Raw genomic sequence first — 25,196 nt, 5'->3', positions numbered from 1 at the left:
TTTAGATTGGGGTTATCTGGGGGTTATCTGGGGGAGACAAGTTAGTCTCGATCGCCTAGCTGAAGCTTCTTGATCCAAGACTACCTGACCAAGCAATAAGACCGGAGCAGATGGGCAAACTTTTTACTTTTACAACGATCGCAGGCTTACGCTGTTTTTTATCACTCTATCGCAATCGATCAATATCGAGCGATCGCTCTAATAATTCTGATAATTCTAATAATTCTGAGCAATCTACCAATCAATCCAATCAATTAGTTGGCCTGGTGCCGACGATGGGAGCCCTCCATGCTGGTCATGCCAGCTTAATTCGCAAAGCAAGGCAGGATTGCGATCTGGTTGTGGTGAGTATTTTCGTGAACCCGTTGCAATTTGCCCCCACTGAAGATTTTGAGCATTATCCACGCGATTTTGAACAGGATCGCCAGGCATGTGAGCAGTTGGGCGTAGATGTCATGTTTATGCCTGCACCAGATGAACTGCTGCCTACCACTGTTCGCGCAAATACCTCGGCCGCTTCTGACGTGACCCAGGTAATTCCGCCTGTCAGGATTACTCAGCCAATGGAGGGGATGACGCGACCGGGACATTTTAATGGTGTGGCCACGATCGTGACGAAGCTATTGCATATTGTGCAGCCCGATCGTGCTTATTTTGGTCAGAAGGATGCCCAGCAGTTGGCGATTCTGCGGCGGATGGTAAGTGAGCTAAATTTTCCAGTGCAAATTTTAGACTGCCCGATCGTTAGGGCTGAGGATGGTTTGGCGCTTAGTTCGCGGAATCAATATTTAGATGCAAATCAACGTCGGGCAGCAACGGTACTATATCGTGCTTTGCAAACTGCCCAGCAAGCATTTCGAGCGGGAGTGCGTCAGGCTGAATTACTCAAACAGCAAGTGGTTGATGCTGTGGCGATCGAGCCATTAGTAAGCTTAGATTATGTGGAACTGGTTGATGCTAAAAACTTACAAACATTAACTAAAATTGGTGCGGCAGCTAATCAAAATAAGCCGAGCGAGCTTAATCTTAGTGAACAGAATGGATCTAATATTGCTCTGTTGGCGATCGCTGCTTTTGTGGGTAAAACTCGCTTGATTGATAATATTTTGTTGCGGGATCGACAGCCGATCGTGGCGATCGATGGCCCTGCTGGTGCTGGCAAATCTACGGTGACCAGGGCAGTAGCACAGCAACTTAATTTGTTGTTTATTGATACGGGGGCAATGTATCGGGCGGTAACCCTGGCGGTGTTGCAAGCAGGACTTAACCCTGGCGATCGAGAGAATTATGCCCATATTGCGGAAATTGCCGCTCAGAGCCAGATCGAACTGATTCAAGCCGCTTCACCAGATCAGCCCCAACTGGTGAAATTGAATGGACTTGATATTACCACCGCAATCCGATCGCAAGAAGTAACTGCAAATGTCTCGGCGATCGCGGCGCAAGCCTATGTGCGGCAGATTTTGACCGAGAAACAACGCCAGATTGCCAAGTCAGGAGGCGTGGTGATGGAAGGCCGCGATATTGGTACCTATGTTTTTCCGGATGCGGAAGTTAAAATTTTTCTGACTGCCTCGGTGCAAGAACGCGCCCGCCGTAGACATCTGGAGTTAATTGAAAAGGGCGATCGCTCTCAGGATTTACAGTCTCTGGTTGAAGCGATTCAAGCCCGCGATCAGCAAGATAGTAATCGGGCAATCGCGCCGCTGCGCAAGGCTGAAGATGCGATCGAGGTGAATACCGATGGCCTGTCGATCGAGGCAGTAATTGCACGGATCATTGATATTTATGAGCAGCAGCGACCCAGAACTTAATTTCCTCGCTCTGAGGGAATATGGGGAAAACATCACCCTTCGCAGACGGTTTGTCCCACTACCTGATTCAGCTTGCCTGCTTCATAATAATAGGCATGAACGAACAAGCCCGAAGTTGATTAACTGGTTCTCACTGAATTGGCTAAATTGAATCTAGTAGCGGAGTTCATCATCCTTGGAAATGCTGATCTAGAGCATCTTAATTAAGGATAGTTGCTGATTCATTCTCGTGTTATAAGTTCAGTAATTCAGTTCGCAATCGCCTTGAGTCATTCCCCCAGTAAAGCCAGTGAGTGGAACTAGGTTAATCAGCTCGATCGGTAAGTGTTTAGTACAGATCTTCGTAGGCGTAGCAATCTCTAAGTAATTTAATTCTTCGCAGTCTTCACAAAGGAACTAAATAAAGGAACTAAAACATATGGTGATTCGTTGGCAACCCCTATATTCTCAACATAATTCATTTAGCACTCTCGATCGGGAATTCGATCGCTTGCAACGCCAGCTTGAATGGGCATTGCGAGATGCTAACTTAAATAGCCAAAGATTAAATAGCCAAAGAACCAAGCAAAAGAATAACGTGAATCAAGTAGTAAATAACGAGCGTACTGAAAGTAAACCAGCAGTAAATACAAGCCCCAATTACCTGGCGGCCAGTGGTTGAATTAGTTAATGCAGCGGATCAGGTGGAATTAAACTTTTTCCTGCCTGGTGTGGCTGCCGAAAATATTGATATTCAAATTACCAAAGAAGCTGTTACTGTCAGTGGCGATCGCCCTGCTCCAGCCCAGGATAAGGATAAGAAGGTCTGGTCGGAGTTCCGTTATGGTAGGTTCAGCCGCACGATTAAGCTTCCTGTGGCGGTGGTAAATAGTGAAGCTAAAGCAGATTTTAGTAACGGTAAGCTTAGCTTGACTTTGCCTAAGTTGGTGGAAAAAGTAAACCAGCCCTATCGACTATCTTTGGGGCAAGATCGCCAGCCGGTAGAGCAACCAGCTCTTGCTGATCAAAAGGAACCCGAAGTAAATCTAACGGAAAATTCTGCCCCAGCCGAACCGACCACAGAAGCAGAAAAGACCTGGGCGGCATAGTTTTGAAAGGATTGTCCAGATAGAAAGTAACTAAACTCTAGTCAAAAACTTAAAAGAAAGAACATATCCCTTGCTCCTTTTGATGATCGTCATAAGAGCGGGGATTTTTTTGCACTAGTAATAAATAAGAACTAGCCCAAGCTGATATTGAGAAGCAATATTTGTTGCGAAGCGATCGCAATTCCTACTAAAAAGATTGCTAGCAGTTGCGCTAAGTTGCAGGAACCAGCAATCGATCGAGACTATCTTGCTGATGCAGGCTGTTGAGGTCGTCAAAGCCGCCCACATGCTGGTCATTAATAAAAATTTGCGGCACAGAGCGTCTACCCTTAGCGCGATCGGCCATCTTGGTTCGGGCGGTCTGATCGCCATCGATCTTATATTCCACATAATCAACCCCTTTGCGCCACAATAACCATTTTGCCCTGATGCAAAAGGGGCAGGTTTGCCAGGTATAGATCTCAACCTTGGCTTGGTATTTGCCTGGGGTGCGGTTCAGCAGTTGGTTAATTAGATTCATCATGGCTTTATTCCTCTCTTTTGACTAGCTTTGATGCTTTGATTTTGCGAACTTTGATTTTTTAAACATTACTTCCCCTGCTTACATACCACTACCCATATTTTAATATGCTGGTAATATGCTGGATCTTTAGTAAGTCTTTAGCTCACTTCTGGCAATAATTTCAATACCTTGGGTATGGTTGGAGCCAGATAGATTATTTAACGCAGCATTTAAATTGTTACAGGATCTAAGCAGATGGTACAAACCAAGATTTTTGGCCTACGATCGCAGCTAGCACCAATTCGACAAGAACTTTCAGAGGTGGTTCATGCCTGCGTGGTTGATGCGCTGGCCTATCCCAAAGACAAACGGATGCAACGGTTCTTTTTGTTCGATCGAGAGGATTTCTTCTATCCCGCTGGCCGTACCGATCGCTATACGATTATTGAATTTGTTATGTTTACTGGGCGTAGCACCGAGACTAAAAAGCGATTGCTGCGATTGCTGTTTGAACGGGTGCAGCGGTTGGGTATTTCTGAGCAGGATCTAGAGATCACAATTTTTGAGCAGCCCAAACACCATTGGGGATTTAGGGGGCTGCCTGGGGATGAACATCAGCTTAGCTATCAGGTTGAAATGTGAGTTGGCGATCGGCTTTGAGTTGAAAATATATTGAACTGACCTTGTAGTAATCAGCCCATTGATAAATTAAGGCAGCAAGCTATTAAGAATTTCGGTTAAAAACTGGCTTTGCGGAGGCTTGGATTTAAAATCATAGTATTAAGGCTATTTCACAGTTAGCCTTATATTTCTTTAATATCAATGTAGTCTCTGACTGTTTTTTACTTAACAACATGGTCTTTGAGCCAGTTACGATTTGGCTTTTAATCGGCATGGGTTTGCTCGTAGTTGAGTTTATGGTGCCTGTGCCTAGTTTTATGGTGGCAGAAGCTTTGGGTTTTTGTGCCATTGCGGTAAGTTTGCTGGCCTGGTTTGTTCCTGGCCTGGTCTGGCTGCAAGTGCTGACCTGGGTGATCCTGTCGGCGGGTGGAATCTGGTATTCCCGGCGGTTTATCCCCAAGGACTCGGCCGCACTTAAGGATGCCACCGAAGCGGTTACCCTGACTGAAATTGCCCCTGGTCAATGTGGCCGCGTTGAATATGAAGGGGTATCCTGGCAGGCGCGGTGTGAAGATGTACAAACGGCGATCCCCCCTAACCATAATGTAATCGTGGTGCGTCGGCAGGGAAATACGCTGATTGTAGTGCCGGAACAATGGGTGTTGGAGCGAGGGGGAGTGGAGTAAAGTTGCGCGATCGGGGTATTAATTAGCAAGAGATGTAGTTGTGCAGAGTTGCAGCTTGCAAATTATTCAATTATCTAATTATTTAGAGTTTTAAATCATTCATCAAGAGTTAATCGAGGTAAGAAATAATGTTTCCTTTTATTGGTGGCGGTGTATTTATCGCGGTTTTCGTATTTGCTAATTCATTTAAGATTGTCAATCAAGGTGAAGAAGCCTTGGTGGCAACCTTTGGTAAATATAAACGCAAACTAGGAGCAGGCCCCCACTTCATCACACCGATCGTTGATACTATTGCTTTCAAAGGTTCTGTGCGGGAGCAAGTTCTCGATGTGCCGCCTCAAAAGTGCATCACCCGCGATAACGTTGGGGTAACCGCCGATGCCGTGGTTTACTGGCGCATTTTTGACATGGAAAAGTCCTATTACAAAATTTCTGATTTGAGGTTGGCGATCACTAACCTGGTACTAACTCAACTGCGCTCCGAAATTGGCAATCTAGAACTAGATCAAACTTTTACAGCTAGAGACGAAATCAACACATCTTTGCTGCATGATCTCGATAAGTCTACCGATCCCTGGGGGGTGAAGGTGACGCGGGTGGAACTGCGCGATATTTTGCCCACCAAGGAAGTGCAGGATTCGATGGAACTGCAAATGAGTGCGGAGCGGAAAAAGAGAGCCGCGATCCTTACCTCTGAAGCCGATCGAGATTCAGCGATTAATCGCGCTAGGGGGCAGGCTGATGCCCAGTTGCTGGCGGCTGACGCATCTAAGAAAGCAGCAATTTTACAAGCGGAAGGTCAACGCCAAGCTAGGATTTTGCAAGCAGAAGCTCAGCAACAGGAACAGGTATTGCGATCGCAAGGTACGGTCAAAGCAATGCAGTTGATTCAGCATGGTTTGAATCAAGACCCCAAGTCAGGGGCGGCGCTGCAATTTCTGTTGGCACAAAATTATATTGATATGGGAGCCACGATCGGCAGTAGTGGTAGCTCGAAGGTGATGTTTATGGACCCGCGCAGTGTACCCGGCACGATCGAGGGGATGAAATCAATTATTAGTGATAACCAGGATGGCATCGTGCCAACTACCCAACTGCCAAATACCGATTGGTCGCAGTAGGTCATGGGTTAGTAGATTCAATGGGACTGCCTGATCTATTTCCCTATTGATTATTAGGTAGGTTAAATAAAAAAATAAAAAATAAGACCCGGCTGACTTCGCTGGGTCATTTTATTTAGGTTTAGATGGTTAGCTATGTGAGTATTGAAATCATGCAAACACCATATAACTCAACCTGGCCTATGCGTCATTATTCGTCGTCCCATGCCTCAACTTCCAATAGGGCAGCGATCGGATCTTGCATTGTGAAGCCAAAATCGATCAGTTCATTTTTCCAATGTTGCCAATCATTACCAAAGACCAGGGAAACCTGCCAGAGGCGATCGGTACCATTTACTAATTTTTTATCGGTTAGGGATTTTACTTGCTGCTGAAACTTCACCATTGGGTGAATAACTTGCGTATTATTCATATTTCCGCGACTAAATTCTGGCTTAATATTTTGACTGCAGATTGATTACTTTTGGGGCTCGGCAGATCATTTTTGTCATGCCAAACCACCTCTGCTCAGGCAGCTAACTCGTTTGATCTGTTTTCAGAATCGCCCAGTGACCTTTGGGCAAATTGAATTGACTTTCTGTTTAGTTCTATTTAGTTAGGCTGAATCAAACCAGATCTAGATTAAAATCCCGATCGGCTTTAATTAAATCAGTTCGATTTGCTGACTTTAAAGATGCGAAATGTGAGGATATACAAACAGATACCTTGCCAATACTGTTGAATCTTCTATGTTGACCAGTTCACCCTGGATTTTCGCTTTATTCCTAAAAATACGAGCTAAGGCACGATTAATTTGTGATTGGGCTTTAAATTATGATTCACCCTTGCCGACTTAATCACAGTCAGGCAATCTCATTATTAACCAGCACTTTATTGGTACTTAATTAGCACTTAGCCAGTAATAGGCTCATACTTTGTACTTAAGCTTTAATTACAGGTGCTGATCCCAAATTAGCTTTCAATGTTCACGTAATCTGGGATTGATCTAATTTTTGCAAAACGTGATGTCAATCATAGGATTGAGTTAAACTGCTAGAAGCATTTCTAGGCTGCAATAATACACCCCTGCTTAAGTATTTGCAAGCATTTAATTCAAAATTTTCCGATCCAGGCTATTTTTCTGGGTTATTTGCAAGGAATCGATCGCATTTTTGCTTTTATATCTCTATTCGTATCTCTATTCATATTGTGTTTCACTATGTTTCAGGCGACCCGCAGACGTTTAGCAATCTGGTACACCATGGTTACTGCCGTGTTGTTGCTGTTGTTTGCCAGTGGTTTCTATGGTTATGTGCGCTTGACCCTAATCGATCGAATTGATGACACCTTGAATCATGTGGTGGAGGTATTGGAGCGATCGTTCACCAAGTCCAGTGATATTAACAGTTTTATTAATGATGACCTGGAAGCCAACCTGGAAGAAGATCGGATTGATTTGGAATGGTTTAGTGCCGATGGCGAACTGTTGTGGACTACGATGCCCAGGGTAGAGCTGCTGCCGCTCAAACACAGCCGCAGTTATGATACGGTCTATTTGCCTAACCAAGAGCCAGTACGGCAGATCACCGAGCCAGTGGAAGTTGACCATCGGCTAGTTGGCTATTTGCGGGTGAGTCATCCCTGGTTTGAATTTACCAAGCCAATCAATCAATTATTAACCGACCTGACGATCGGCATTAGTATTACGATTTCGCTGGTGGCATTATGTGGCTGGTGGCTATCGGGGATTGCGATCGAACCGGTGCGCAATTCCTATCAACGCCTCAAGCAATTTACCGCCGATGCTTCCCACGAACTACGAAATCCAGTGGCAGTGATTCAAACCAATGCCCAGGTTGCCCTGGCTGATCCAGTGCCCAACTGGGATAACCAGCGCCAACAATTGCAAGTAATCGAACGGTTGACCCGTCGCCTGGGTAGATTATTGGAAGATTTATTGTTTTTAGCCCGCTATGATGGGGCGATCGTACCCAAGCCTGATCAGGTATGCGATCTCAGTCAAATCCTGGCGGATGTGATCGAAGAACAGCAGCCGATCGCCATCACTAAAAATATATCGATTCAGGCTAATATTGCTAATATTGATGGACTATTTGATATATCTGACATATCTGGCAGTCAAACCCCAAATGGTACGCATACTGTTAGCGATCGCAGTCAGTTAAATGAGATTAATGAAACCAAAGAATCTACCAATGCTAAGACTGACAAAGACTTGACCTTGGTTAGAGCAGCTTCCAAAAATCCTGTAAGTATGTTTGGTGACCGCGATCGGTTGATGCGATTGTTTACTAACCTATTAAGCAATGCGATTACTTATACCAACCCAGGTGGCTCAATTGCTGTCTCTCTGAAAATGGCTAATGGCGGGCAAGCAAAAATTAAGATTCAAGATACTGGCATCGGCATTCCAGAGACGGAATTACCCCATATTTTTGAGCGTTTTTATCGCCATCAACCCCAATCAAAGGACGGCTCTGGGCTGGGCTTGGCGATCGCTAAAGCGATTGTGGAGCATCACCAGGGACAGATCAAAGCTAAAAGCACTGTAGGGGAGGGCACAACTTTCACGGTAATTCTGCCACTGGTGAAGGGCATTTAATTACGCTGGCGCAGAATCATTCTAGAATCAAGGGGATTAACCAGTTGTTCCAGTTGTTAGAGAGCAAGCATGAAACTCGCCTTTATTATCGATCCGATCGCTAAGCTTGACCCCACCCACGACACTAGCGTTGCCTTGATGGAAGCCGCCTGTAAATTAGGGCATCAGGTCTGGATTGCTAGCCCCGAATCCCTTAGCATTATTAATAGCCAAGCCTGGGCAATGCTAGAGCCAGTCAATGTTGCGGCCGTAACACTAGGTGATCATGGTAAATGGCAGGCCGCAAACCCTTGGTATGAGTTACAAGCTGGTAAGTTTGAAGCCCTGACCGACATGGATGCGGTGTGGATTCGCCCCGATCCGCCGGTGACGATGCATTATATCTATGCCACCTATATGCTGGACTATGTTGACCGCGATCGCACAGTGGTAATCAACTCGCCCCACGGCATTCGCACTGCCAATGAAAAGCTGTATGCCTTGCAGTTTGCAGAATTTATGCCCGAAACAATTGTTTCCAGTAGTAAGCAGGTATTGCGCGATTTTGTGATAACCAAAGGGGAAGCAATTCTAAAGCCGATCGATGGCAAGGGAGGCGAAGGGATTTTATTTGCCAAGGCTGGCGATCGCAATTTGAATTCTATGATCGAGATCAGTACCAAGTTTGGCAAAGATCCAATTATGGCTCAAACTTTTATTCCTGAGGCAGCGCTGGGCGATAAGCGGATTATTCTTTTGGATGGCAAACCGATCGGCGCAGTGAATCGGATTCCGGCCAGTGATGAAATTCGCGGCAATATGGCGGCTGGGGGCAGTGTAGCGAAATCTGAGATTACCGATCGAGAGAAAGAGATTTGCGCTAAGTTAGCCCCCGTATTACGTCGAGATGGATTGCTGTTTGTGGGGATCGATGTAATTGGTGGCTATCTCACGGAAATTAATGTTACCAGTCCAACCGGGATCAGGGAGATCGATCGCCTGGATGGGGTGCGATTGGGCGAGAAGGTAATGTATTGGTTAGAGAATTATCTAAAACAGCAGTAGGACAAGAACAACCGAAATAGTGATTAAACCCAGTAATTCCGCAAATAAATTTGCTCAAGGCTAGAATTAATGAGCTTATTAATGCTATAGTAATGAGCTACTTAGCGTATCTTTTCAAGAAATGCTAGATATGGTTTAGTTTAAAAATGCCTCTGTCGCATTTGCCACGTACTTGCTAGAGATTTCAAGTTTCTACATCTATAGATATCTAGTAACTTAACCGCACCGCAAAGATTTCCGTAGCGATTTCCACCTAATTCCCAGCCATAAACGCCATGCCACTGCCCATCGTCGCCATAGTCGGTCGCCCCAACGTGGGTAAATCTGCCTTCGTCAATCGATTGGCTGGTCAACAGGACGCGATCGTCTACGATCAACCTGGGGTTACCCGCGATCGCACCTATCGCCGCGCCTTCTGGCGAGACCATGAGTTTAATGTGGTAGATACAGGTGGTTTGGTATTTGAGGACAACACCGAATTTTTGCCACTGATTCGGCAACAGGCACTTCTGGCAATCTCCCAATCCCAGGCCGTGATTTTTATGGTAGATGGCCAGGATGGACTGACCGCTGCCGATGAACAGATTGCCGATTGGTTGCGCCAACAAAATATTCCGATTCTGGTGGCGGTGAATAAATGCGAATCCCCTGATTTGGGGCTATCCCAGGCTGCTGAATTCTGGGAATTGGGTATTGGTGAGCCATTCCCTATTTCTGGGATTCATGGCAATGGCACTGGTGAGTTATTAGATATCTTAGTTCAACATCTGCCAGCCCCAGAGACAGTTACTGAGGCGGAAGACGAAATTAAAATCGCAATTATTGGCAGACCCAATGTGGGCAAGTCCAGCTTGCTCAATGCGTTCTTAGGGGAGCAGCGCAGCATTGTCAGCCCGATCGCTGGTACAACCAGGGATGCGATCGATACCCAGGTGATTCGTGGCGATCGTAAGTATCGCTTGATCGACACTGCCGGTATTCGCCGCAAGCGCAGCGTTAACTATGGCCCAGAATTCTTTGGGATCAATCGAGCCTTCAAGGCAATCAATCGATCTGATGTGGTGTTGATGGTGATCGATGCATTGGAAGGAGTCACCGATCAGGATCAAAAGCTAGCCCATCGCGCCGTTGAAGAAGGTCGCGGCTGCATTATTGTGGTGAACAAATGGGATGCGGTTGAAGATAAAGACTCTTACACCATTTATGAATATACCGAGAAGGTGCGATCGCAACTCTATTTCCTCGATTACGCGCCCTTAATTTTTGTGAGTGCTTTGACCGGGCAGCGGGTAGCGAAGATTCTCGATCAGGTTGATATTGCCGCCGAACAACATGTGCGTCGGGTAACCACCTCTGTGATCAACGAGATCATAGAAGATGCAGTGGCTTGGCATTCCCCTCCCACCAGTCGCCAGGGTAAGCAGGGGCGCATTTATTATGGCACGCAGGTAAGCAGCCAACCACCCACGATCGTTTTGTTTGTGAATGATCCAAAGCGATTTAATGATAACTATCGCCGCTACATTGAAAGACAATTCCGCGAATCACTGGGCTTTACGGGCACACCACTAAGACTAATCTGGCGTGGCAAGAATCAGCGGGAAGTTGAGCGTAGTCTCAATCGAGCCACTAAAGTGTAGCTAAGGTGTAGGCTTAATTTTCTTGGTTGGTTTCTTCACTAAAAGCGGCGCAAACAGCCAACGAAATAGCCTTTGCCACCACTTAGGTCGGGTCATAAATGCCTTGATCTGGCGCAGTTCTTCGGTTTGGCGATCGACCCTGGCGATCAATACCCCCACCTCACCGCGCAGGTCATTGGTGAGAGTGCGCACACTGCCATCAAGTTGATTATTCTTTTCACCCATCTCATTCTTGAACGCCGCTAGCCCTGCCGAGAGCTGCTTGATGAGATAATCGTTTTGCTCTTTTAGCTCACCCTGAAAATCGACAAAATCGCTGGCGATCTGACTGGTGAAGTTCTTTTGCCATTCCTGGGCTTCGGTCTTGAAGGCAATCATCTCTTCGGCCAGGCGATCGTTAAGGCGGCGATTCTCTGCTTCGATCCGGGCGATCGTCTCACGCAGGCTAATTAGCTCCGACAGGATCTGATCGGTGAGGCCTTTATTCTCGCTTACCTGTCCCTGAATGTCTTTGCGCACCTTGATTACCGCATTAGCTAACCTGGTGCTGCCTTCATAGAGGGCATCTTCATTTAAGTCGGTCAGGGCATAGAGCAATCGCTCCGCTTTGCCCACTTCATAGGGCTGGGTGAATGCGGCTCTAATTTCATCGATGATACTACTCAATCGCGGTAGATGTACCACCCCAATCGGATTACTCCGATCGCAACGATCGATCGCTACCCCCGCCACGCTAATATCTGCCTCGGTCGGCACCACAATCAAACCAGACACAGGCACATAGCGATTCATTTTCGATCGCAATAGGTCGCGCACAATCAAGGCATATTGCCGCACTTGCTGAAGCGGGTTGTTGGCGATCGTGCATTTAATTTCGCGCCCGTTGGCTTGCCAGGCATTATTTAAACTCCCCGTCCAGGTGCCCACCTGCTCAGCGATCTCCAGGCCACACACCACACCATCGTCGGAAATCAGCAGGCCATTGATCGCCACAGGGCCATAGTTATAAAAGCTGAACCCAATCAGCACATACCCTTCGTTATCCAAACTGGCTAGATGTCTGGCCACCTCTTGCTCAAAGGGTTCCAGATCCCTGGTGGTGAAGACTTGCACGCTAGATAAACCTCGGCCGCGATCGCTAGAGTCATACTATACATGGATCGCCTTTATATCACCAGTGGCATTTTACTCAAGCCATCAAACAAAAAAGATATAAATCATTTGATTAAATTACATATTTATATGAGCTATAAACTGCTGCTTATGATATATTTGGGTTCAGAAACAAAAATAATTAGTTTGCAAGCAGTAGATATACTAGATGAAAAAGAGTTTTTGGGGCTTGATATGGGAAAGCTTTTTAGCTGTTAATGGTCTAGTTGTAGGTATTTTGGGTGTGGTGCTTGCAGTATTACTTTGGCGATTTCCCCCTAATGCAACCATCTCATTGCCAGTAGTAGTTATTTTAGGTAGCGTTTGTTTTATTGCGATCGCAACTCTTTTTTATGCTGCACAAGTTGTATTTGCAGCTAGTAACCAAAATCTACCAAAAGTTAAGCTAGTAAAACAACTAAAGGCCTTAAGCTCTGAAGAAGAGACTTACACTATACTATTATTATCTTCTTCAGTTCTATTTTCTTTCGATTCTTTTGCTTCAATTTATTATGTTGAAGATGATGATTTTGAGCGATTGATCGCATTGGGCGTTGTGGTGAATATCCAACAAAATAAGATAATCCAAGTTGAGATATTAGAATCTATCGATTCCTCAAGAGTTAGTGAACTGACAAATATTGAAAGAAGGGAGCAATGGAAAAAGCTTAGAGTGAAACCCAACATTTCTCGATCGATTATCAGAAGTTGGGAAGAGGTTTTGAAGAAGGATTTATCCCATGAGCGACGTAGAAATGAAAGCGACTAAAGTATTTCCAGCATCTGTCGAGAGAGTCCTTGATAGTTCAAAGATTGTTATAAACAGAGGTGTAGACGATAATTTAAAGCTCGGACAATGGTTTTTAATCTATGCGGTCTCAGATGAAGAGATAAGAGACCCCGATACAAATGAATCCCTTGGATATTTAGAAATTCCTAAAGGTACAGGTAAAGTCACTCAAATTTCATCAAATTCTGCGGTAGTAGAGTTTGATGAGTTGAAGTACAACTTCACAAACACTAGCGCTATTGGTGGTGTTATTGGCTGGGTTGGTGCTGTTGGTGCTGGCATTGGCGCTGCTATTTCGCCTAAAGAGAATGAGTTTAAAAATCCTAAAGTAGGCGATCTTGCCAAGCCAATTTAATCGTCGTCATCATCATCCAAAACAGGCATTTGCGCCGCCAACTCCATAACCTCCTTAAGCTCCTCCTCCGAGAGATCGCGGATCGATCGCCCCGCGTACTTGGGGCTAATCAGGCTCAAAAAATTATGCTCCGTAAAAATCTGGGTGCCGCCCATCATGCCAGCAAATTGGCGGAGTTCCTGCAAGTTTTGCTTTTGTTCTTCGTCGTTCATATCGATCACAATTTTCCCTATTGCTTTAGCGATCGCGCCACGATCGTGCGGTGGCGAGGGCTGTTGCAGGTGATCGTGGGTCTTTCAAACCCTGCCGCCTCGAATTCGTGGGCCATATCTAAAGAGAAATATTGATCCAGATAGGGCTCAGTGCTTTTTAGCAGAGTCAAGATATAGGGTGGCATCTTGGCATAGATCTCTGAATTTGGGTTCATATCCATGATTGTGAGATAGCCTCCGGGGCGCACCACTCGATGCATTTCCTTCAGGATCTCCCTTGCTGCCGTTTTGGGTAATTCATGGTAGACCAAAAAGATCGAAGCCAGGTCAAAGGAATTATCGGCTAAGCCAGTGGCTTCAGCGGCGGCATGTTGCCAGGTGAAGCGATCGCGCCATTCTGGGTGCTTGTGGCGGGTTTGGTAGTTGGCGATCGCCAGGAAATAGGGAGAAAGATCCAGGCCAGTAATTTTAGCTTCTGGATAAGCTTGCGCCAGGGCAAAGGTACTCATTCCCACACTGCAACCCACATCCAAAATATTGTGAATTTGATCGGGTTGGATTGCGATCTGCTGATTCAAGACATCGTGATAACTCTGCCGCAGCATGGCATCACCCTGAGCATTAGCCCCTTTCCAGATCCGCGAATGTACTGCATAGGCCGCTACTTCTACCTCTGTGGCCGCTTCCCAACTCAGGTTGCCTGACTCATAGGCATGGAATGAGGTGAGGTAATACTTAGGGTATTTAAGGTTAGAGTTTTGTACCTGCACCAGTTCAGTATCTAGATCCTCAGCTTGCAGTTCGGCGACGATCTTGCGCCAGGGTACACCCATACCCTCTGCCCGTTCAATCATCATTTTGCGGGCTTGATGCTTGGCCAGACTTGCCAGGGGGCCGATCGCCAGGATGCTGTTTACTAACTTCGAAGCCAGGCCGATCGTGGGTTTGCTGTTGGGCTTAATCGCAGTGGTCATAGATGGTAGGAAAAATGGTGATTAGATTTAATAACTTATTTAAGAGAGTGAAATTAAATTAATTAGACAAGACAACGATTAAAGCTGCCGTGATTTAAAGGCGGGTTAACCTGAAAAACTATTATGGCAACTTTTTGAGTAAATGTACCACCGCTATTAATAATTGTTAAAAGCAAGAAAACAGGGCGATCGATATTTCTAGCATTTTCCCCAGTAGCTCACCGCCAAGATTCAAAGTTCAAAGCGCTCAACCAAATTCTGCAATTGCTATGATTTCTACGATCGCGGCATGATCAAATTCATTACTGTCTTCGCATAATGGCCATTGAATAGCAAATGAATCACCATCGCGCCAGTAGGTTCAATCAATCTAGCTTGGTTATTGGCTTAATTCATTAAGATCAAGCAAATTGCAGCGAATATGAAGGAAAGGATTTGTCACTTCACGACATGTGGTTTAGAATCGTTACTAGTTAGTTTTATTGTACGTTTATCTATAAGCTATTTTTAATTGTGAAAGCCCTGATTGAAAATGATGTCATCTTCATCGATCGCCAGGATGTACCCCAGTTCAAGAAGGGGGGCTCAGTGGTGCGCAACAATTATTTTTGGGCGATGCGATCGATCGCTGGGCAGGCTTACCGCGATCGGGATTGGGAATATGAATCGGAGGTGTGGTTAGCATTGCGGCGGATGTTGCTCTCGTTTGCTGAATCTGGTTATTTGTCTACCAGCGAAACCCAATTAGAATTCCCAGTTGATCAAGATCAAATCCCCCAAATCCTTAAGGTTGTGTCCACGCGCCAATCCCCTGAGCCGATCGAAGCGCTGGACTCTAGCTTTAATGATTACAGGTAGTTTATAACTGGGGTGAATCCTAAATATAGAATATAGCTTGGTAAAAGATGGCGATCAAATTGCCGGATTGTAGAATTGGGAATAAATCCAGGAACAATTACAGTTGCTTTTAAGTCAACCTCAAAATTAAATGGGGTATCCTAATAGAAACACGTATAAATAAAATCGATGCATGATTAATGCATTGGCAAGCTGCATTGAACATTTCTAGATTCGCTCAATGCCAGTAATTCCATTGCGTAAGGACAGGGAAACGCAGTTATGAAGAAATTTTTGCTCACATGTTTGTTCTTTGTGGGGTTGCTGTGGGCGATCGCCACCTTCAGCGGTCTGGCCAACCAGGGCAAGTATGACTCATTGGTTTTAGATTTCAAAGAAGATGTACCAGCTAGCGAGATTGAAAGCCAGCTCAAAGCGATTGCCACCAACTTTAAACTAGAACCCCACCTGAACAGCGATTTTTCTGGTGCTGATAATGTCTATGTGGTCAAAGGGGATGCTGCCCTGCTCCAGCAACTCCGCGCCACCGGATTAGGCAAGCTCACCGAATCAATGGAGCCCAACTATATCTATGAAACCTATGGCGCACCTAATGATCCGCGTTATGTTGAGCAATGGAATTTACGCAGTATCAACATTGAAGAAGCCTGGCGCACCACCAAGGGTAAAAATATTACGGTGGCGGTGATCGATACGGGCGTTAGTAAGGTCAAGGATCTTAAAGACACTGAGTTTGTGAAGGGCTATGACTTCGTTAACGATCGTGAGTTGGCCGATGATGATAACGGTCATGGTACTCATGTTGCTGGCACGATCGCCCAATCCACTAATAATAACTACGGTGTAGCAGGGATCGCTTACCAGGCTAAAATTATGCCCCTCAAGGTGTTGGCTTCCTGGGGCGGTGGCACAATTACTGACATTGCAGAAGCGATCCGGTTTGCCGCCGATCATGGTGCTGATGTAATTAATATGAGCCTCGGTGGTGGTGGCGAGACTAGCATTATGCGCGAGGCGATCGAATATGCCCATCAAAAAGGCGTGGTGATTATTGCGGCGGCTGGTAACTCCAGTGAAAATGCGGCTGCCTACCCTGCTCGCTATCCTCATGTAGTTGGGGTTTCGGCCACTGGCCCCAATGGTGAAAAGTCTTTTTATTCTAACTATGGCGCTGGGATTGACATTGCTGCACCTGGCGGTAATAAGCAAGACCCAGACGACGAAAAGAGCGGTATTTTGCAAAATACGATCGATCCACAAACAGGCCAATCGATCTTTGCGGCCTACCAGGGTACTAGCATGGCATCGCCCCATGTGGCTGGGGTGGCGGCTCTGGTCAAAGCGGCTGGGGTAAACAACCCCGATGAGATTGAACAAATCCTGCTGCAATCGGCCAGGACGATCGAAGAAGATGGTTTGAATTACTATGGCTCCGGTCAATTGGATGCGGCGGCAGCGGTCGATCTGGCCACGAAGGGCAGACCTAACCTGACTGACTTTTTCCGCTGGTTACGGGACAATGGCTATTTAAGCCCCAAGTTTTGGTTTGATGGTGGTGTAGTAGCACTAATTCCTAAGCTGTTGATGGTGGTTGGTGGCTATTTGCTGGCCAAGTTATTGCAGGTGGTTTTGCCATTCCGCTGGAACTGGTCGTTCAATAACGGCATTATTCTTGGCAGTAGTGGTTTGTTTTTCCTGCGCGGATTTTATATTTTTGATTTGCCCCAATGGCCGTTTCGAGTGATGGGTAGCTCGATCGCTGAGTTGGGGACAGCAGTTAGTGCTAATCATGCGCTCAATCCAATTACTGCCAGTGTTTTGGTGCCGTTTTTATTACTAGCTTTACTATTGGGGCATCCTAAGCTCAAATGGTTTGCGATCGGCTCGGCGGTGGGTATCACTGCTTGCCTAGCTGTCAGTGCGGTATTAGCGCCGGAACTGGTTTGGTTGGGCAGTGGCATTGGGGCGAGAGGCTTCCTGGCGATCAATGCGGTGCTTTGTCTGGCGATCGCTTATCTGTCGCTTAAGTCTGAAACCACTAGCGCTAGTGCCTAGAATCTAAGTTAAGCAAGTTGTTACAAAATATCAGGCTTTGGATGGTTGGATGGTTGGATGGTGCAGGGATAAAAATGCCATCAATGGAGCGCCCGATCGGTAAACTATCCTGCCTATGTGCAACCCTAATTATTGATATAACTGGGATCGTCATGATGGCAAGATCTCCCGATTGATCAAATCTATGATATTCCATTTAAAAAATAAAAATAAAAATATGAGCATAGAAATTACTGGCACAATTAAAGCGATCGACCTTGGCCCTGGTTCCTGGACGGTGGTGACGGAAGCGGGTAAGCAATATGAATTAATGCAACCGATCGACAACAAACTGAAACAATCCGGCGCAAAGGTAAAACTCAAAGGCCAGGTGCGCGATGATGTAATGACAATATCGATGAATGGCCCGATCCTAGAAGTGCAGGAATATCACTTCCTTTAAGAGGGGCAATCTGGTATTTATTAAAGTTAAGTCTCTATGACTTGTTTTCGACTTGATTTTTGGCGAGGTGTATTTCTCGCCATATTTTATGTGCGCCGCTACCAATATTTCACAAGCACGATTGAAAATTAGCCATTCAAATCAGGCCAGCAAATTCAACTTAAGGCGATTCTCCTGCCAAAGCTGACAGAGATACCGAAGCTTGAGCGCAAGATGGCAAAGCTCTCGATCGCTAATTTGGGGATTATTCATCTGGTTCAATAGGTGCGTAAATAAACTTAGCCCCACCCGATCGAATTCCTGTGCAGCTAGCTTAAATTCACGCTGCATTGAATCGCCAATCAGGCCACCATGCTCGGCGAGGCGCTGCAAGTTATCAATTAAACCTGATACGCGTAGGTCTAGAGGGGCTAAGCCAATATCTATCTCTTCGCTGCCTTCTGCATCTGACTCATTAGCGGCATCTTGCTCAGTATTGGTTGTATTAGTCCGATCGCTACTGTCATCACTACTGCTGAATTTAGTGTATTTGCGATCGGCAAAACTCAGGTTAATCACTGTTCGCGCCTCTGGTTCTGGCTTTTTTTGCTGTTTAGTTTTTGGGGTAGTATCTTGTTCTTTGGATTCAGCAGCAGCAAGCTGATCTGGTTCAATCTCTGAGATTGTAGGTGGTGGCTGACAGAGTAAAGAAATGGGATAGAGGGCAAGCCCATCAGCAGCGATCGTAATTTGCGCCACTATCCCCCACACGTAATATTGACTGGGATTTAAAGCTTCTAAGAATCTAATCCTGCCTTCATCGGTAGGGCGATACATTACCCGCAATGGCAGGAGATCGCCATCCTCATCGGCTAGCCACCAGTAAAATACCTGATTCACTTGATCATAATTACGCTCTCCCCATTCCGTTGGGCTAACTACGACCATGCCCTGGAGCAAATCATATTCACCCAGGCCAGTACGAACCGTCGTGGCAGCGTAATTACGCAGATTGATCCAGCGTTTAAAATAGCGATCGCCAAAATCCAGTTTTACTGGCTCTGCTTTGCCTAACAGAAGCACTTTACTTGTAGATGAGGCTGATAGGCGGTTTTGGTAATTGCGCTTGGCTGAGAACAATTTAAGCTGGTTTTGGGATAGAGTCTCAGGGCTTTGCTCCCACACGTCCGATTGTTTATAACGCCACCAGGGACTAAACCCCATGCCGCGAAAGGTTGGCCTCACCTCTGACCAACAGAACCACTGCTTGCTCTGATCTTCCCAGAACAGCACCGTCACTCCCGCATAGCCAGTTTTTGACTCCCAATGGTAGGCTCCCATCCCGGTTAAATCCAGATTGCCGATCTCTTCATATTTACTCCGATGTTGCCCCACCAGGCTGATTGGCGGCACTTCGTTTTTGGCCAGCAGTTCCAGGGTAGCGCTGGCGATCGCATTGGTTTGGGCAAGCTCCCAGAATAGCCGCCCCTCATCTGCCTGTGCCGATCGGGTTGCCAGCAAGTTAATCTCATCGGCAATGCCGCGTAATGCTTTGGCTAAGCGGGGTAAATTTGCTGCTGTTGCCGCTACGGATTGGCTGATGAATCTTTGTTGCACCGCATTAGAAAGATTACAAACCCCCATCCCTACTGCTTCAGTAAAGAGCAGGAGCATTTGTTGTAAAAGTTCTGCTTGCGCCGAATCATGCCCTTTAGTTGAATCTGGCGCGGCGATCGCATGATGATCAATGCCATGCTGCCGCTGATAGGCCAGGATTGCCAGAACTAAATATCTATTACTGTGGGTAGACTTGCGCGAGCAGACCATACCCTCTAAACCAGTGCCCAGGAAATAGCGGCACTCCAGCTTGAAATCAGGCAGTTTAATTACGATCGGACTACCCTCCGTAATTCCTACAGTGGGGTTGCTAGCCAACAGGGCGATCGCTGCTTCGTAATCTTTTTTACCCACCCATTTTTTTAGTTGGGCTGGCTCATGGGCAAGTATTTCCTGGCTCGGTGAATGCTTTGCTTCCGGTTCTTGAACATGACCAGAATCGATCGCAGGAGTTGCGGTGATCCGATCGCTTTGTTGTTCTGGTCTGCCATCTTTGCCATCTTGTTGAATGCCTACTGGATAACCGATTGCTGGATCTGCTAGATCATCAGAATTAGTATCACTTGCATCCCGATCTGAGTCTTGCTCAGCCGTATTTGCGATCGCCCCTTCCGCTAACCAGATACTCGCCGCCAGAATATGTCGGCACACCTCCACCGCCGGACAGGTACAGGTAGCTTTTGCCGCCCCCAATGCGGAGATCTCCACTTCATATTCAGCTACCGCCAGCTTGACCCAGCCACGATCGCTAGAATCAGACTCAACCCTTTCACCAATAATCCCTTGCACAACGCCATTTTGAAGATCCTTACGGGCACGGCGCACCATCCCCCGATTGGCGATCGCGGCCAGGGAATCATCATCATATTGAGCTAATGCTTGTTTGATTTGGTTTATGAGATTACTTTCGCTAGCCATTGTGCCAACCTTTTGGGAGTGAGAGCGGCAATTTCCATGCCTGCATCTGCTAGTCTTTCCGCCATTTGCAGATCATAATAGGGATCTGCGCCTTGATCCTCTAATGAAGCCAAACCTAATAAAACCACTCCTGCTTCCTTCATCCGACGACAGGTATTAATTAATTTAAACGGTGAAGCCCCTTCCGCAAAATCACTAATTAACACTAATACAGTGCGTTGGGGGGATTCGATCAGCCGTTCGCAATAACTCATCGCCTGACCAATATCCGTACCACCGCCTAACTGTACGCTCATCAATACTTCCACTGGATCGCTGGCATGTTCGCTTAGATCCACCACGGAAGTGTCGAAGATCACAATATTTACACTGAGCAAGGGTAACCCAGCCAGGATTCCAGCCATCACGGCACTGTGAATTACCGAGTCCGCCATACTACCACTTTGATCGATGCAGAGAATGATGCGCCAGGATACTCGTCGTTCAATGCGGGAAAAGAACTTGACCTGCTGCACCATTAGCTGTTGGCGATCGGGATCGTAATGTTTCAGGTTTGCCCGCATCGTGCCGCGCCAGTCCAGGTTTTGAGCCACTTTGAGAGGGCTATGCTGGGTGCGATTGAGTTTTCCGGCTAAGGCTTGCTTGATCTCGTTTTCTAGTTTGCGTTTGATTTCCTCAACTACTTCCCGAATGATTCGCCGCACCACCTGCAAGACCTTACCATCCATCATATTTTTGAAGGTCAGCACTGTCTTGAGCAGATCCATATTTGGTTCCAGCTTAGCCAAGACCTCTGGATCGGTGACCAGTTCATCCATCCCATAGCGGTTCAGGGCATGTTTTTCGACCACTTCCACTGTTTCTTTGGGAAAGAGATCGCGGATCTCGTTGATCCAGGTGGGCACATTTAATTGGCTGGGATCGAGCGAGCCAGGTTGCTTGCTAGTGTCACTTCCTTTTCCCTGCGACTGACCTGCGTCAGGATACGATCGCACCCCCCGCCCACCGTATTCGCGGTTATAGAGATAATCCAACGCTGTTTCGATTCTGGCATCCTGGGCAGACATCGGGCAGGTCAATTGTTGTTGCGAAAACCGCCCCAAAATATGCCGCCAGCGCCTCAGTGTTTTTTGTTTGTCTGCTTGATCCTCAAATTGGCGATCGGATTCATTGGTCATTGGTACAGAGTGGTAGAGGTCGGCACATATGGTAATGGTAAGCTAGTTCTCTCGATCGTGCTATGGCCTTGGTTCTAAGCAAAAGATCCTTGCCAAAACAGTAGCGACTTTGGGCGATCGCCAGTAACGACATACTAGAAATCAAAAAACTTAATCCGCACTCAGGTTTAAATTGGTTTGACAATGCCATGCCATGATTATTGACTAATGATCGGCAAGTTAATTATTTGTAAATCAGGGAACTATAACAATACAGAAGCTTTCTATTTTACCTGGAACCATATTATTCATATTGCCGCAGATCCTAATCAGATCGGATTAGCAATTAAAAAAATTAAAAGCTATGTCTAAGCATACCTCTGCTCAAAATTCGATCGGCGATCGCCCCTTAAAAAAAACATCGCTTAAAATTCCCCTAATACCGCTCATCTCTACATTAGCGGGTATTGCTCTATCTAGTTGTGCTTCCAGCCCATCGGCATTTAATCAAACTGGTATGGAAGCACCCAGCATGGATGTGGCAACTGAGGAAATGGTTGTGGCTCAGGCTGATCCATCTGCGCCAGTCGATACAGTGCCTAGCAGCGCTACTACTGTACCAAAGCCCCAATTAATTAAGACTGCTGAAGTTGCTTTGGTCAGCGATTCTGTGGATGATGCGATCGCGGCGATCAATCAAATTGTAGACATTCAACAGGGTGATATAGCAATCTTAAATGATATTAGAGAAAGCGCTATAGGTACTTAAATCAGGCAATGTAAATAATCTGTACCTCAAAAATAGCTCAAATAGTTTCTTGGTTAGCTTGAAGGAACGACAAAATTGATGCATCTGGCGTAACACCTGTTTGGCTTGTCCCCAGATATTTTCAATCGGGTTCTCTGCCGGTGCATAAGGAGCAAAGCGCAGACAATGTATTTGCCAGTCCTGTCCTTGATTGATTTGGGTCAGGAAATCACGAAACGCTTGGGAGCGGTGATAACTAGCGCCATCCCACACTAGCAATATCTTGGCACCAGCACTGATATCGTGCAAATGCTTTACAAATTCAATTGTCGAGGAGCTATTAGCACTTTGATAGGACTGTAAGATTAAATCTCCATTCAGACAATCTAAGGCGCCAAAATAAGTCTGGCTATCTCGGTAGTTATCAACTTTGACCTCCAGCCGCTGTTGACGGTCTCCCCAGCCATACCCACAAATATCACCTGCTCGAGTATGGCACTCATCTAGTGCAAATACCCTTATCTGTCCGTTTTGAATCTCTGGTTGATGAGACTTAAGCCAATTGTTAATCATTTGGTTATGCTCGTGCACCACAGATGCATCATACCTGGGGCTTTTTTTCTCCCCTTATGCCAACTCATGCCAGCACTTTTGAGCAAATCGTAATAGCTTTGCACCGAACGGTATATCACTCCATAGTTCTGGGCTATATGTTCAACTACTTCAGATACTGTACGTTGCCTTTCTTGAGCGATCCATTCAACTACCGCCTGACGCTCTACCTTACTCAAAAAGCCCGCACTGCCTTTATGGCCTAGCCTCAAACCTGCTATGCCTTGCTCTCTATACTTTCTCTCCCAGCGGCTGATATAGTTTGAACTCACGCCTAGGATTGGTTGAATTTCATGGTGTTTCATCTCCTTAAGACGCATTTGTACTGCTAATGCGCGTTTCATCTCGCGCGGGTCTGGGTTACTGGCGATAAATTCTTCTAGGGGCATATCTTCTCAACATATACTACCCTCTATTATTCTCTATAATCATCTGGAATTGCTATATTCTCAACTTAAACGATTCCCAACCCACCAGCAGGGCGGCTAGGCGGCGGGTGAGTCTGCAAATTCGTGTCCCGCAACAGCAGCTAGAAACAGTGATGGCACAGATTGCCGATCTAGGTGAAGTAAGACGCAGTAGCATCACCGCCGAGGATGTGTCGAATCAGTTGGTTGATTTGCAGGCACGCCTGGTAAATCTTCGCCAGACCGAGGCCAGCTTGCTGGAAATCATGGAGCGATCGGGATCGGTGAGTGAAGTATTGGAAGTGGCTCAGGAACTCAGCCAGACCCGTGAGCAGATCGAGCGAATTGATGCCCAACTGCAATCACTGCAAACTCGCGTAGCCTATTCCACCATCACGATCTCAATTGAAGCCAGTGTTAGCACGGCGGAACCGGATGGCATCCCGCTTGGTTTCCAGCTTAAGGATACCTGGCGCGATGCTTCGCAATCCTTTGCTAGCTTTACAATCGGGGTAATTAAATTCTTGATCTGGCTATTGGTCTACAGCCCCTATCTGTTGGCGATCGCGGTAATAGTTTGGCTGATCAGGCGCTTTAGTGGTGGCAAGCGATTGCAGCACTTGAAAACGGCGATCGCCTCAGCAAATCCCCTGGCTGACCATACTAATACGTCTAATCCGTCTAATGCATCACAGGCTACAAATCAAAACCACATTGATCGGGATAAGGCAAAGATTAATTCAGAGGTAGATCCAGAGTTAAATCATACGGATGAGCAGACGGATGAACAGACTGGCGATCGCCCAGAGAATGTTGGGGAGGTTAAGAATGAAAAGCGATCGCCTGATTCGAGTATGATCAATGACGATTAGAGCGATCGATAATAGTTATACTGACACAAATAGCGAACCAGCCGCAGAACCCCAAAAGACATGAATAAATCCGCTCCAGCCCAGGCTATCCAGAATGAGAATGCTGTTGATACTGCTTATATCTTGGAAGCCAGAAAACTATCAAAATGTTTTGGTGGCCTCAGGGCTGTCCAAGACGTTGATATGCATGTGTGCGAAGGTAGCATCACTGGGTTGATTGGCCCAAATGGAGCCGGGAAGACTACTTTTTTTAATTTATTGTCGAATTTCCTCACCCCTGATAATGGCAGGGTGATATTTGAAGGCAGATCGATCGAAAAGTTGCCCCCTCATCACATTGCCCAAAGGGGGATGGTACGCACTTTCCAGGTGCCCAGGGTATTATCGCGTTTATCGGTCTTAGAAAATATGCTCTTGGCAGCGCAGAATCAAGTCGGTGAAAAGTTCTGGAATGCCTGGTTTGGTGGTAAGCAAATTGCTATGCAGGAAAAAGAAAACCGCGAAAAAGCAAAGGAGATCCTGGAATCAGTGGGCTTGATTCATATGTGTAATAACTATGCGGGGGCGCTTTCGGGTGGGCAGCGCAAGTTATTAGAGATCGCCAGAGCGCTGATGTGTGATCCTAAGTTAATTTTGCTAGATGAGCCTGCCGCTGGGGTTAATCCGGCGCTGATTGAAGAAATTTGCCGCCACATTCAACGCTGGAATCGATCGGGGTTGAGCTTTTTGATCATTGAGCACAACATGGATGTGATTATGTCACTGTGCGATCGGGTCTGGGTCTTGGCGGAGGGCAGCAATCTGGCCAATGGTGACCCACAGCAGGTGCGCACTAATCCTAAGGTATTGGAGGCTTATTTGGGTAGCAGTTGAATTAACTAACCCATAAATTACATAAATTAGCTAAAGTCAACCTAGCTCAAACTATGT

At 46.3% G+C, this 25,196-nt stretch carries 27 protein-coding genes; 18 read left to right on the top strand and 9 right to left on the bottom strand.

Translation table 11 applies throughout. From position 1 onward, the window contains the following. The first annotated feature begins 110 nt into the window (after positions 1-110). The 3 genes from PSE7367_RS16505 (at position 111) to PSE7367_RS16495 (ending at position 2,902) form a co-directional block, all read left to right on the top strand. Complete coding sequence (locus PSE7367_RS16505) at positions 111-1,814, top strand: bifunctional pantoate--beta-alanine ligase/(d)CMP kinase (RefSeq protein WP_015166483.1); 1,704 nt, start codon at positions 111-113, stop codon at positions 1,812-1,814. A 418-nt stretch (positions 1,815-2,232) separates the two neighbouring features. Next, the gene (locus PSE7367_RS16500) at positions 2,233-2,475 is read left to right on the top strand and encodes a hypothetical protein (RefSeq protein ID WP_015166482.1); all 243 of its coding nucleotides are present in this window, start codon (positions 2,233-2,235) and stop codon (positions 2,473-2,475) included. Next, the gene (locus PSE7367_RS16495; protein WP_015166481.1) at positions 2,468-2,902 is read left to right on the top strand and encodes an Hsp20/alpha crystallin family protein; all 435 of its coding nucleotides are present in this window, start codon (positions 2,468-2,470) and stop codon (positions 2,900-2,902) included. The genes PSE7367_RS16500 and PSE7367_RS16495 overlap by 8 nt, the downstream gene beginning before the upstream one ends. 211 nt (positions 2,903-3,113) lie before the next feature. On the opposite strand, the gene grxC is transcribed toward PSE7367_RS16495, so the two are convergent. After that, complete coding sequence (grxC, locus tag PSE7367_RS16490; RefSeq protein WP_015166480.1) at positions 3,114-3,425, bottom strand: glutaredoxin 3; 312 nt, start codon at positions 3,423-3,425, stop codon at positions 3,114-3,116. Positions 3,426-3,659: 234 nt separating this feature from the next. On the opposite strand from grxC, the gene PSE7367_RS16485 reads away from it, so the two are divergent. The 3 genes from PSE7367_RS16485 to PSE7367_RS16475 all read left to right on the top strand — a co-directional run bounded on the left by PSE7367_RS16485 (position 3,660) and on the right by PSE7367_RS16475 (position 5,832). Beyond that, positions 3,660-4,046 carry a tautomerase family protein gene (locus tag PSE7367_RS16485; protein WP_015166479.1) on the top strand — a complete coding sequence of 129 codons (387 nt, stop codon included), beginning with the start codon at positions 3,660-3,662 and terminating at the stop codon, positions 4,044-4,046. Between the two features lie 212 nt (positions 4,047-4,258). Continuing rightward, complete coding sequence (locus PSE7367_RS16480) at positions 4,259-4,711, top strand: NfeD family protein (protein WP_015166478.1); 453 nt, start codon at positions 4,259-4,261, stop codon at positions 4,709-4,711. 128 nt (positions 4,712-4,839) lie between these two features. Continuing rightward, the gene (locus PSE7367_RS16475; protein WP_015166477.1) at positions 4,840-5,832 is read left to right on the top strand and encodes an SPFH domain-containing protein; all 993 of its coding nucleotides are present in this window, start codon (positions 4,840-4,842) and stop codon (positions 5,830-5,832) included. A 190-nt stretch (positions 5,833-6,022) separates the two neighbouring features. Here PSE7367_RS16475 and PSE7367_RS16470 read toward each other — a convergent pair whose 3' ends face one another. Then, positions 6,023-6,244 carry a DUF4327 family protein gene (locus PSE7367_RS16470; RefSeq protein ID WP_015166476.1) on the bottom strand — a complete coding sequence of 74 codons (222 nt, stop codon included), beginning with the start codon at positions 6,242-6,244 and terminating at the stop codon, positions 6,023-6,025. Positions 6,245-7,030: 786 nt separating this feature from the next. Here PSE7367_RS16470 and PSE7367_RS16465 point away from each other — a divergent pair. From PSE7367_RS16465 to der, 3 genes are all read left to right on the top strand, one after another. Next, positions 7,031-8,434, top strand: coding sequence for a sensor histidine kinase (locus PSE7367_RS16465; RefSeq protein WP_015166475.1), 1,404 nt, complete (start codon positions 7,031-7,033; stop codon positions 8,432-8,434). Between the two features lie 69 nt (positions 8,435-8,503). After that, the gene (gshB, locus tag PSE7367_RS16460) at positions 8,504-9,478 is read left to right on the top strand and encodes a glutathione synthase (protein ID WP_015166474.1); all 975 of its coding nucleotides are present in this window, start codon (positions 8,504-8,506) and stop codon (positions 9,476-9,478) included. 275 nt (positions 9,479-9,753) lie between these two features. Continuing rightward, positions 9,754-11,118: a ribosome biogenesis GTPase Der gene (der, locus tag PSE7367_RS16455; RefSeq protein WP_015166473.1), complete on the top strand. Its 1,365-nt coding sequence runs from the start codon at positions 9,754-9,756 to the stop codon at positions 11,116-11,118. Here der and PSE7367_RS16450 read toward each other — a convergent pair whose 3' ends face one another. Further along, positions 11,119-12,231 carry a nuclease-related domain-containing protein gene (locus PSE7367_RS16450; RefSeq protein WP_041698574.1) on the bottom strand — a complete coding sequence of 371 codons (1,113 nt, stop codon included), beginning with the start codon at positions 12,229-12,231 and terminating at the stop codon, positions 11,119-11,121. A gap of 42 nt (positions 12,232-12,273) precedes the next feature. Between PSE7367_RS16450 and PSE7367_RS22535 the strand changes: the two genes are divergently transcribed. The 3 genes from PSE7367_RS22535 to PSE7367_RS16440 are packed head-to-tail and all read left to right on the top strand — an operon-like array spanning position 12,274 to position 13,415. Then, positions 12,274-12,489 carry a hypothetical protein gene (locus PSE7367_RS22535; RefSeq protein WP_015166472.1) on the top strand — a complete coding sequence of 72 codons (216 nt, stop codon included), beginning with the start codon at positions 12,274-12,276 and terminating at the stop codon, positions 12,487-12,489. Then, positions 12,440-13,039 carry a hypothetical protein gene (locus tag PSE7367_RS16445; protein ID WP_015166471.1) on the top strand — a complete coding sequence of 200 codons (600 nt, stop codon included), beginning with the start codon at positions 12,440-12,442 and terminating at the stop codon, positions 13,037-13,039. The genes PSE7367_RS22535 and PSE7367_RS16445 overlap by 50 nt, the downstream gene beginning before the upstream one ends. After that, a complete protein-coding gene (locus tag PSE7367_RS16440; protein WP_015166470.1) occupies positions 13,011-13,415 on the top strand; it encodes a hypothetical protein in 405 nt (134 codons plus the stop codon). Before PSE7367_RS16445 ends, PSE7367_RS16440 begins: the two co-directional genes overlap by 29 nt. Here the strand turns inward: PSE7367_RS16440 and PSE7367_RS16435 are convergent. Together PSE7367_RS16435 and PSE7367_RS16430 are read right to left on the bottom strand one after the other, a co-directional pair. Continuing rightward, the gene (locus PSE7367_RS16435) at positions 13,412-13,627 is read right to left on the bottom strand and encodes a hypothetical protein (protein ID WP_015166469.1); all 216 of its coding nucleotides are present in this window, start codon (positions 13,625-13,627) and stop codon (positions 13,412-13,414) included. The genes PSE7367_RS16440 and PSE7367_RS16435 overlap by 4 nt on opposite strands. 17 nt (positions 13,628-13,644) lie before the next feature. Next, positions 13,645-14,601, bottom strand: coding sequence for a class I SAM-dependent methyltransferase (locus PSE7367_RS16430; RefSeq protein WP_015166468.1), 957 nt, complete (start codon positions 14,599-14,601; stop codon positions 13,645-13,647). Positions 14,602-15,114: 513 nt separating this feature from the next. Here PSE7367_RS16430 and PSE7367_RS16425 point away from each other — a divergent pair. From PSE7367_RS16425 to PSE7367_RS16415, 3 genes are all read left to right on the top strand, one after another. Further along, positions 15,115-15,459 carry a hypothetical protein gene (locus tag PSE7367_RS16425; protein ID WP_015166467.1) on the top strand — a complete coding sequence of 115 codons (345 nt, stop codon included), beginning with the start codon at positions 15,115-15,117 and terminating at the stop codon, positions 15,457-15,459. A 261-nt stretch (positions 15,460-15,720) separates the two neighbouring features. Continuing rightward, positions 15,721-17,514 (top strand): S8 family peptidase, encoded by a 1,794-nt coding sequence (locus PSE7367_RS16420; RefSeq protein ID WP_015166466.1) that lies wholly within the window; start codon positions 15,721-15,723, stop codon positions 17,512-17,514. A gap of 217 nt (positions 17,515-17,731) precedes the next feature. Beyond that, positions 17,732-17,956 carry a hypothetical protein gene (locus tag PSE7367_RS16415; protein ID WP_015166465.1) on the top strand — a complete coding sequence of 75 codons (225 nt, stop codon included), beginning with the start codon at positions 17,732-17,734 and terminating at the stop codon, positions 17,954-17,956. A 141-nt stretch (positions 17,957-18,097) separates the two neighbouring features. On the opposite strand, the gene PSE7367_RS16410 is transcribed toward PSE7367_RS16415, so the two are convergent. Together PSE7367_RS16410 and PSE7367_RS16405 are read right to left on the bottom strand one after the other, a co-directional pair. Continuing rightward, on the bottom strand, positions 18,098-20,470 hold the full coding sequence (locus PSE7367_RS16410) for an SWIM zinc finger family protein (protein ID WP_015166464.1): 2,373 nt from the start codon (positions 20,468-20,470) through the stop codon (positions 18,098-18,100). Continuing rightward, on the bottom strand, positions 20,446-21,648 hold the full coding sequence (locus tag PSE7367_RS16405; protein WP_015166463.1) for a VWA domain-containing protein: 1,203 nt from the start codon (positions 21,646-21,648) through the stop codon (positions 20,446-20,448). Before PSE7367_RS16405 ends, PSE7367_RS16410 begins: the two co-directional genes overlap by 25 nt. A gap of 343 nt (positions 21,649-21,991) precedes the next feature. Between PSE7367_RS16405 and PSE7367_RS16400 the strand changes: the two genes are divergently transcribed. Further along, positions 21,992-22,396, top strand: a complete 405-nt coding sequence (locus PSE7367_RS16400) for a DUF4349 domain-containing protein (protein WP_041698571.1) — start codon at positions 21,992-21,994, stop codon at positions 22,394-22,396. Here PSE7367_RS16400 and PSE7367_RS21610 read toward each other — a convergent pair. Together PSE7367_RS21610 and PSE7367_RS21605 are read right to left on the bottom strand one after the other, a co-directional pair. Then, a complete protein-coding gene (locus PSE7367_RS21610) occupies positions 22,361-22,948 on the bottom strand; it encodes an IS630 family transposase (RefSeq protein ID WP_015164177.1) in 588 nt (195 codons plus the stop codon). The two genes, PSE7367_RS16400 and PSE7367_RS21610, sit on opposite strands and share 36 nt — an antisense overlap. Then, entirely contained in the window at positions 22,945-23,376 is a 432-nt protein-coding gene (locus PSE7367_RS21605) for a helix-turn-helix domain-containing protein (protein ID WP_015163675.1), read from the bottom strand. Before PSE7367_RS21605 ends, PSE7367_RS21610 begins: the two co-directional genes overlap by 4 nt. Here PSE7367_RS21605 and PSE7367_RS20675 point away from each other — a divergent pair. Next, the gene (locus PSE7367_RS20675; RefSeq protein ID WP_083883857.1) at positions 23,361-24,266 is read left to right on the top strand and encodes a DUF4349 domain-containing protein; all 906 of its coding nucleotides are present in this window, start codon (positions 23,361-23,363) and stop codon (positions 24,264-24,266) included. The genes PSE7367_RS21605 and PSE7367_RS20675 overlap by 16 nt on opposite strands. A 60-nt stretch (positions 24,267-24,326) precedes the next feature. Then, positions 24,327-25,139 (top strand): ABC transporter ATP-binding protein, encoded by an 813-nt coding sequence (locus tag PSE7367_RS16385; RefSeq protein WP_015166462.1) that lies wholly within the window; start codon positions 24,327-24,329, stop codon positions 25,137-25,139. Positions 25,140-25,196 lie beyond the last annotated feature (57 nt).

It is taken from the genome of Pseudanabaena sp. PCC 7367 (assembly GCF_000317065.1).
Lineage (GTDB): Bacteria > Cyanobacteriota > Cyanobacteriia > Pseudanabaenales > Pseudanabaenaceae > Thalassoporum > Thalassoporum mexicanum.
This window is presented reverse-complemented; position numbering and strand designations above follow the sequence as displayed.

Excerpts from the sequence above, each read along its gene's own strand:
- PSE7367_RS16505 (WP_015166483.1), top strand. The coding sequence starts at position 111 with ATGGGCAAACTTTTTACTTTTACAACGATCGCAGGCTTACGCTGTTTT.
- PSE7367_RS16500 (WP_015166482.1), top strand. The coding sequence starts at position 2,233 with ATGGTGATTCGTTGGCAACCCCTATATTCTCAACATAATTCATTTAGC.
- grxC (WP_015166480.1), bottom strand. The coding sequence starts at position 3,425 with ATGATGAATCTAATTAACCAACTGCTGAACCGCACCCCAGGCAAATAC.
- PSE7367_RS16485 (WP_015166479.1), top strand. The coding sequence starts at position 3,660 with ATGGTACAAACCAAGATTTTTGGCCTACGATCGCAGCTAGCACCAATT.
- PSE7367_RS16480 (WP_015166478.1), top strand. The coding sequence starts at position 4,259 with ATGGTCTTTGAGCCAGTTACGATTTGGCTTTTAATCGGCATGGGTTTG.
- PSE7367_RS16475 (WP_015166477.1), top strand. The coding sequence starts at position 4,840 with ATGTTTCCTTTTATTGGTGGCGGTGTATTTATCGCGGTTTTCGTATTT.
- PSE7367_RS16470 (WP_015166476.1), bottom strand. The coding sequence starts at position 6,244 with ATGAATAATACGCAAGTTATTCACCCAATGGTGAAGTTTCAGCAGCAA.
- PSE7367_RS16465 (WP_015166475.1), top strand. The coding sequence starts at position 7,031 with ATGTTTCAGGCGACCCGCAGACGTTTAGCAATCTGGTACACCATGGTT.
- gshB (WP_015166474.1), top strand. The coding sequence starts at position 8,504 with ATGAAACTCGCCTTTATTATCGATCCGATCGCTAAGCTTGACCCCACC.
- der (WP_015166473.1), top strand. The coding sequence starts at position 9,754 with ATGCCACTGCCCATCGTCGCCATAGTCGGTCGCCCCAACGTGGGTAAA.
- PSE7367_RS22535 (WP_015166472.1), top strand. The coding sequence starts at position 12,274 with ATGGATCGCCTTTATATCACCAGTGGCATTTTACTCAAGCCATCAAAC.
- PSE7367_RS16445 (WP_015166471.1), top strand. The coding sequence starts at position 12,440 with ATGAAAAAGAGTTTTTGGGGCTTGATATGGGAAAGCTTTTTAGCTGTT.
- PSE7367_RS16440 (WP_015166470.1), top strand. The coding sequence starts at position 13,011 with ATGAGCGACGTAGAAATGAAAGCGACTAAAGTATTTCCAGCATCTGTC.
- PSE7367_RS16435 (WP_015166469.1), bottom strand. The coding sequence starts at position 13,627 with ATGAACGACGAAGAACAAAAGCAAAACTTGCAGGAACTCCGCCAATTT.
- PSE7367_RS16430 (WP_015166468.1), bottom strand. The coding sequence starts at position 14,601 with ATGACCACTGCGATTAAGCCCAACAGCAAACCCACGATCGGCCTGGCT.
- PSE7367_RS16420 (WP_015166466.1), top strand. The coding sequence starts at position 15,721 with ATGAAGAAATTTTTGCTCACATGTTTGTTCTTTGTGGGGTTGCTGTGG.
- PSE7367_RS16415 (WP_015166465.1), top strand. The coding sequence starts at position 17,732 with ATGAGCATAGAAATTACTGGCACAATTAAAGCGATCGACCTTGGCCCT.
- PSE7367_RS16410 (WP_015166464.1), bottom strand. The coding sequence starts at position 20,470 with ATGGCTAGCGAAAGTAATCTCATAAACCAAATCAAACAAGCATTAGCT.
- PSE7367_RS16405 (WP_015166463.1), bottom strand. The coding sequence starts at position 21,648 with ATGACCAATGAATCCGATCGCCAATTTGAGGATCAAGCAGACAAACAA.
- PSE7367_RS16400 (WP_041698571.1), top strand. The coding sequence starts at position 21,992 with ATGTCTAAGCATACCTCTGCTCAAAATTCGATCGGCGATCGCCCCTTA.
- PSE7367_RS21610 (WP_015164177.1), bottom strand. The coding sequence starts at position 22,948 with ATGATTAACAATTGGCTTAAGTCTCATCAACCAGAGATTCAAAACGGA.
- PSE7367_RS21605 (WP_015163675.1), bottom strand. The coding sequence starts at position 23,376 with ATGCCCCTAGAAGAATTTATCGCCAGTAACCCAGACCCGCGCGAGATG.
- PSE7367_RS16385 (WP_015166462.1), top strand. The coding sequence starts at position 24,327 with ATGAATAAATCCGCTCCAGCCCAGGCTATCCAGAATGAGAATGCTGTT.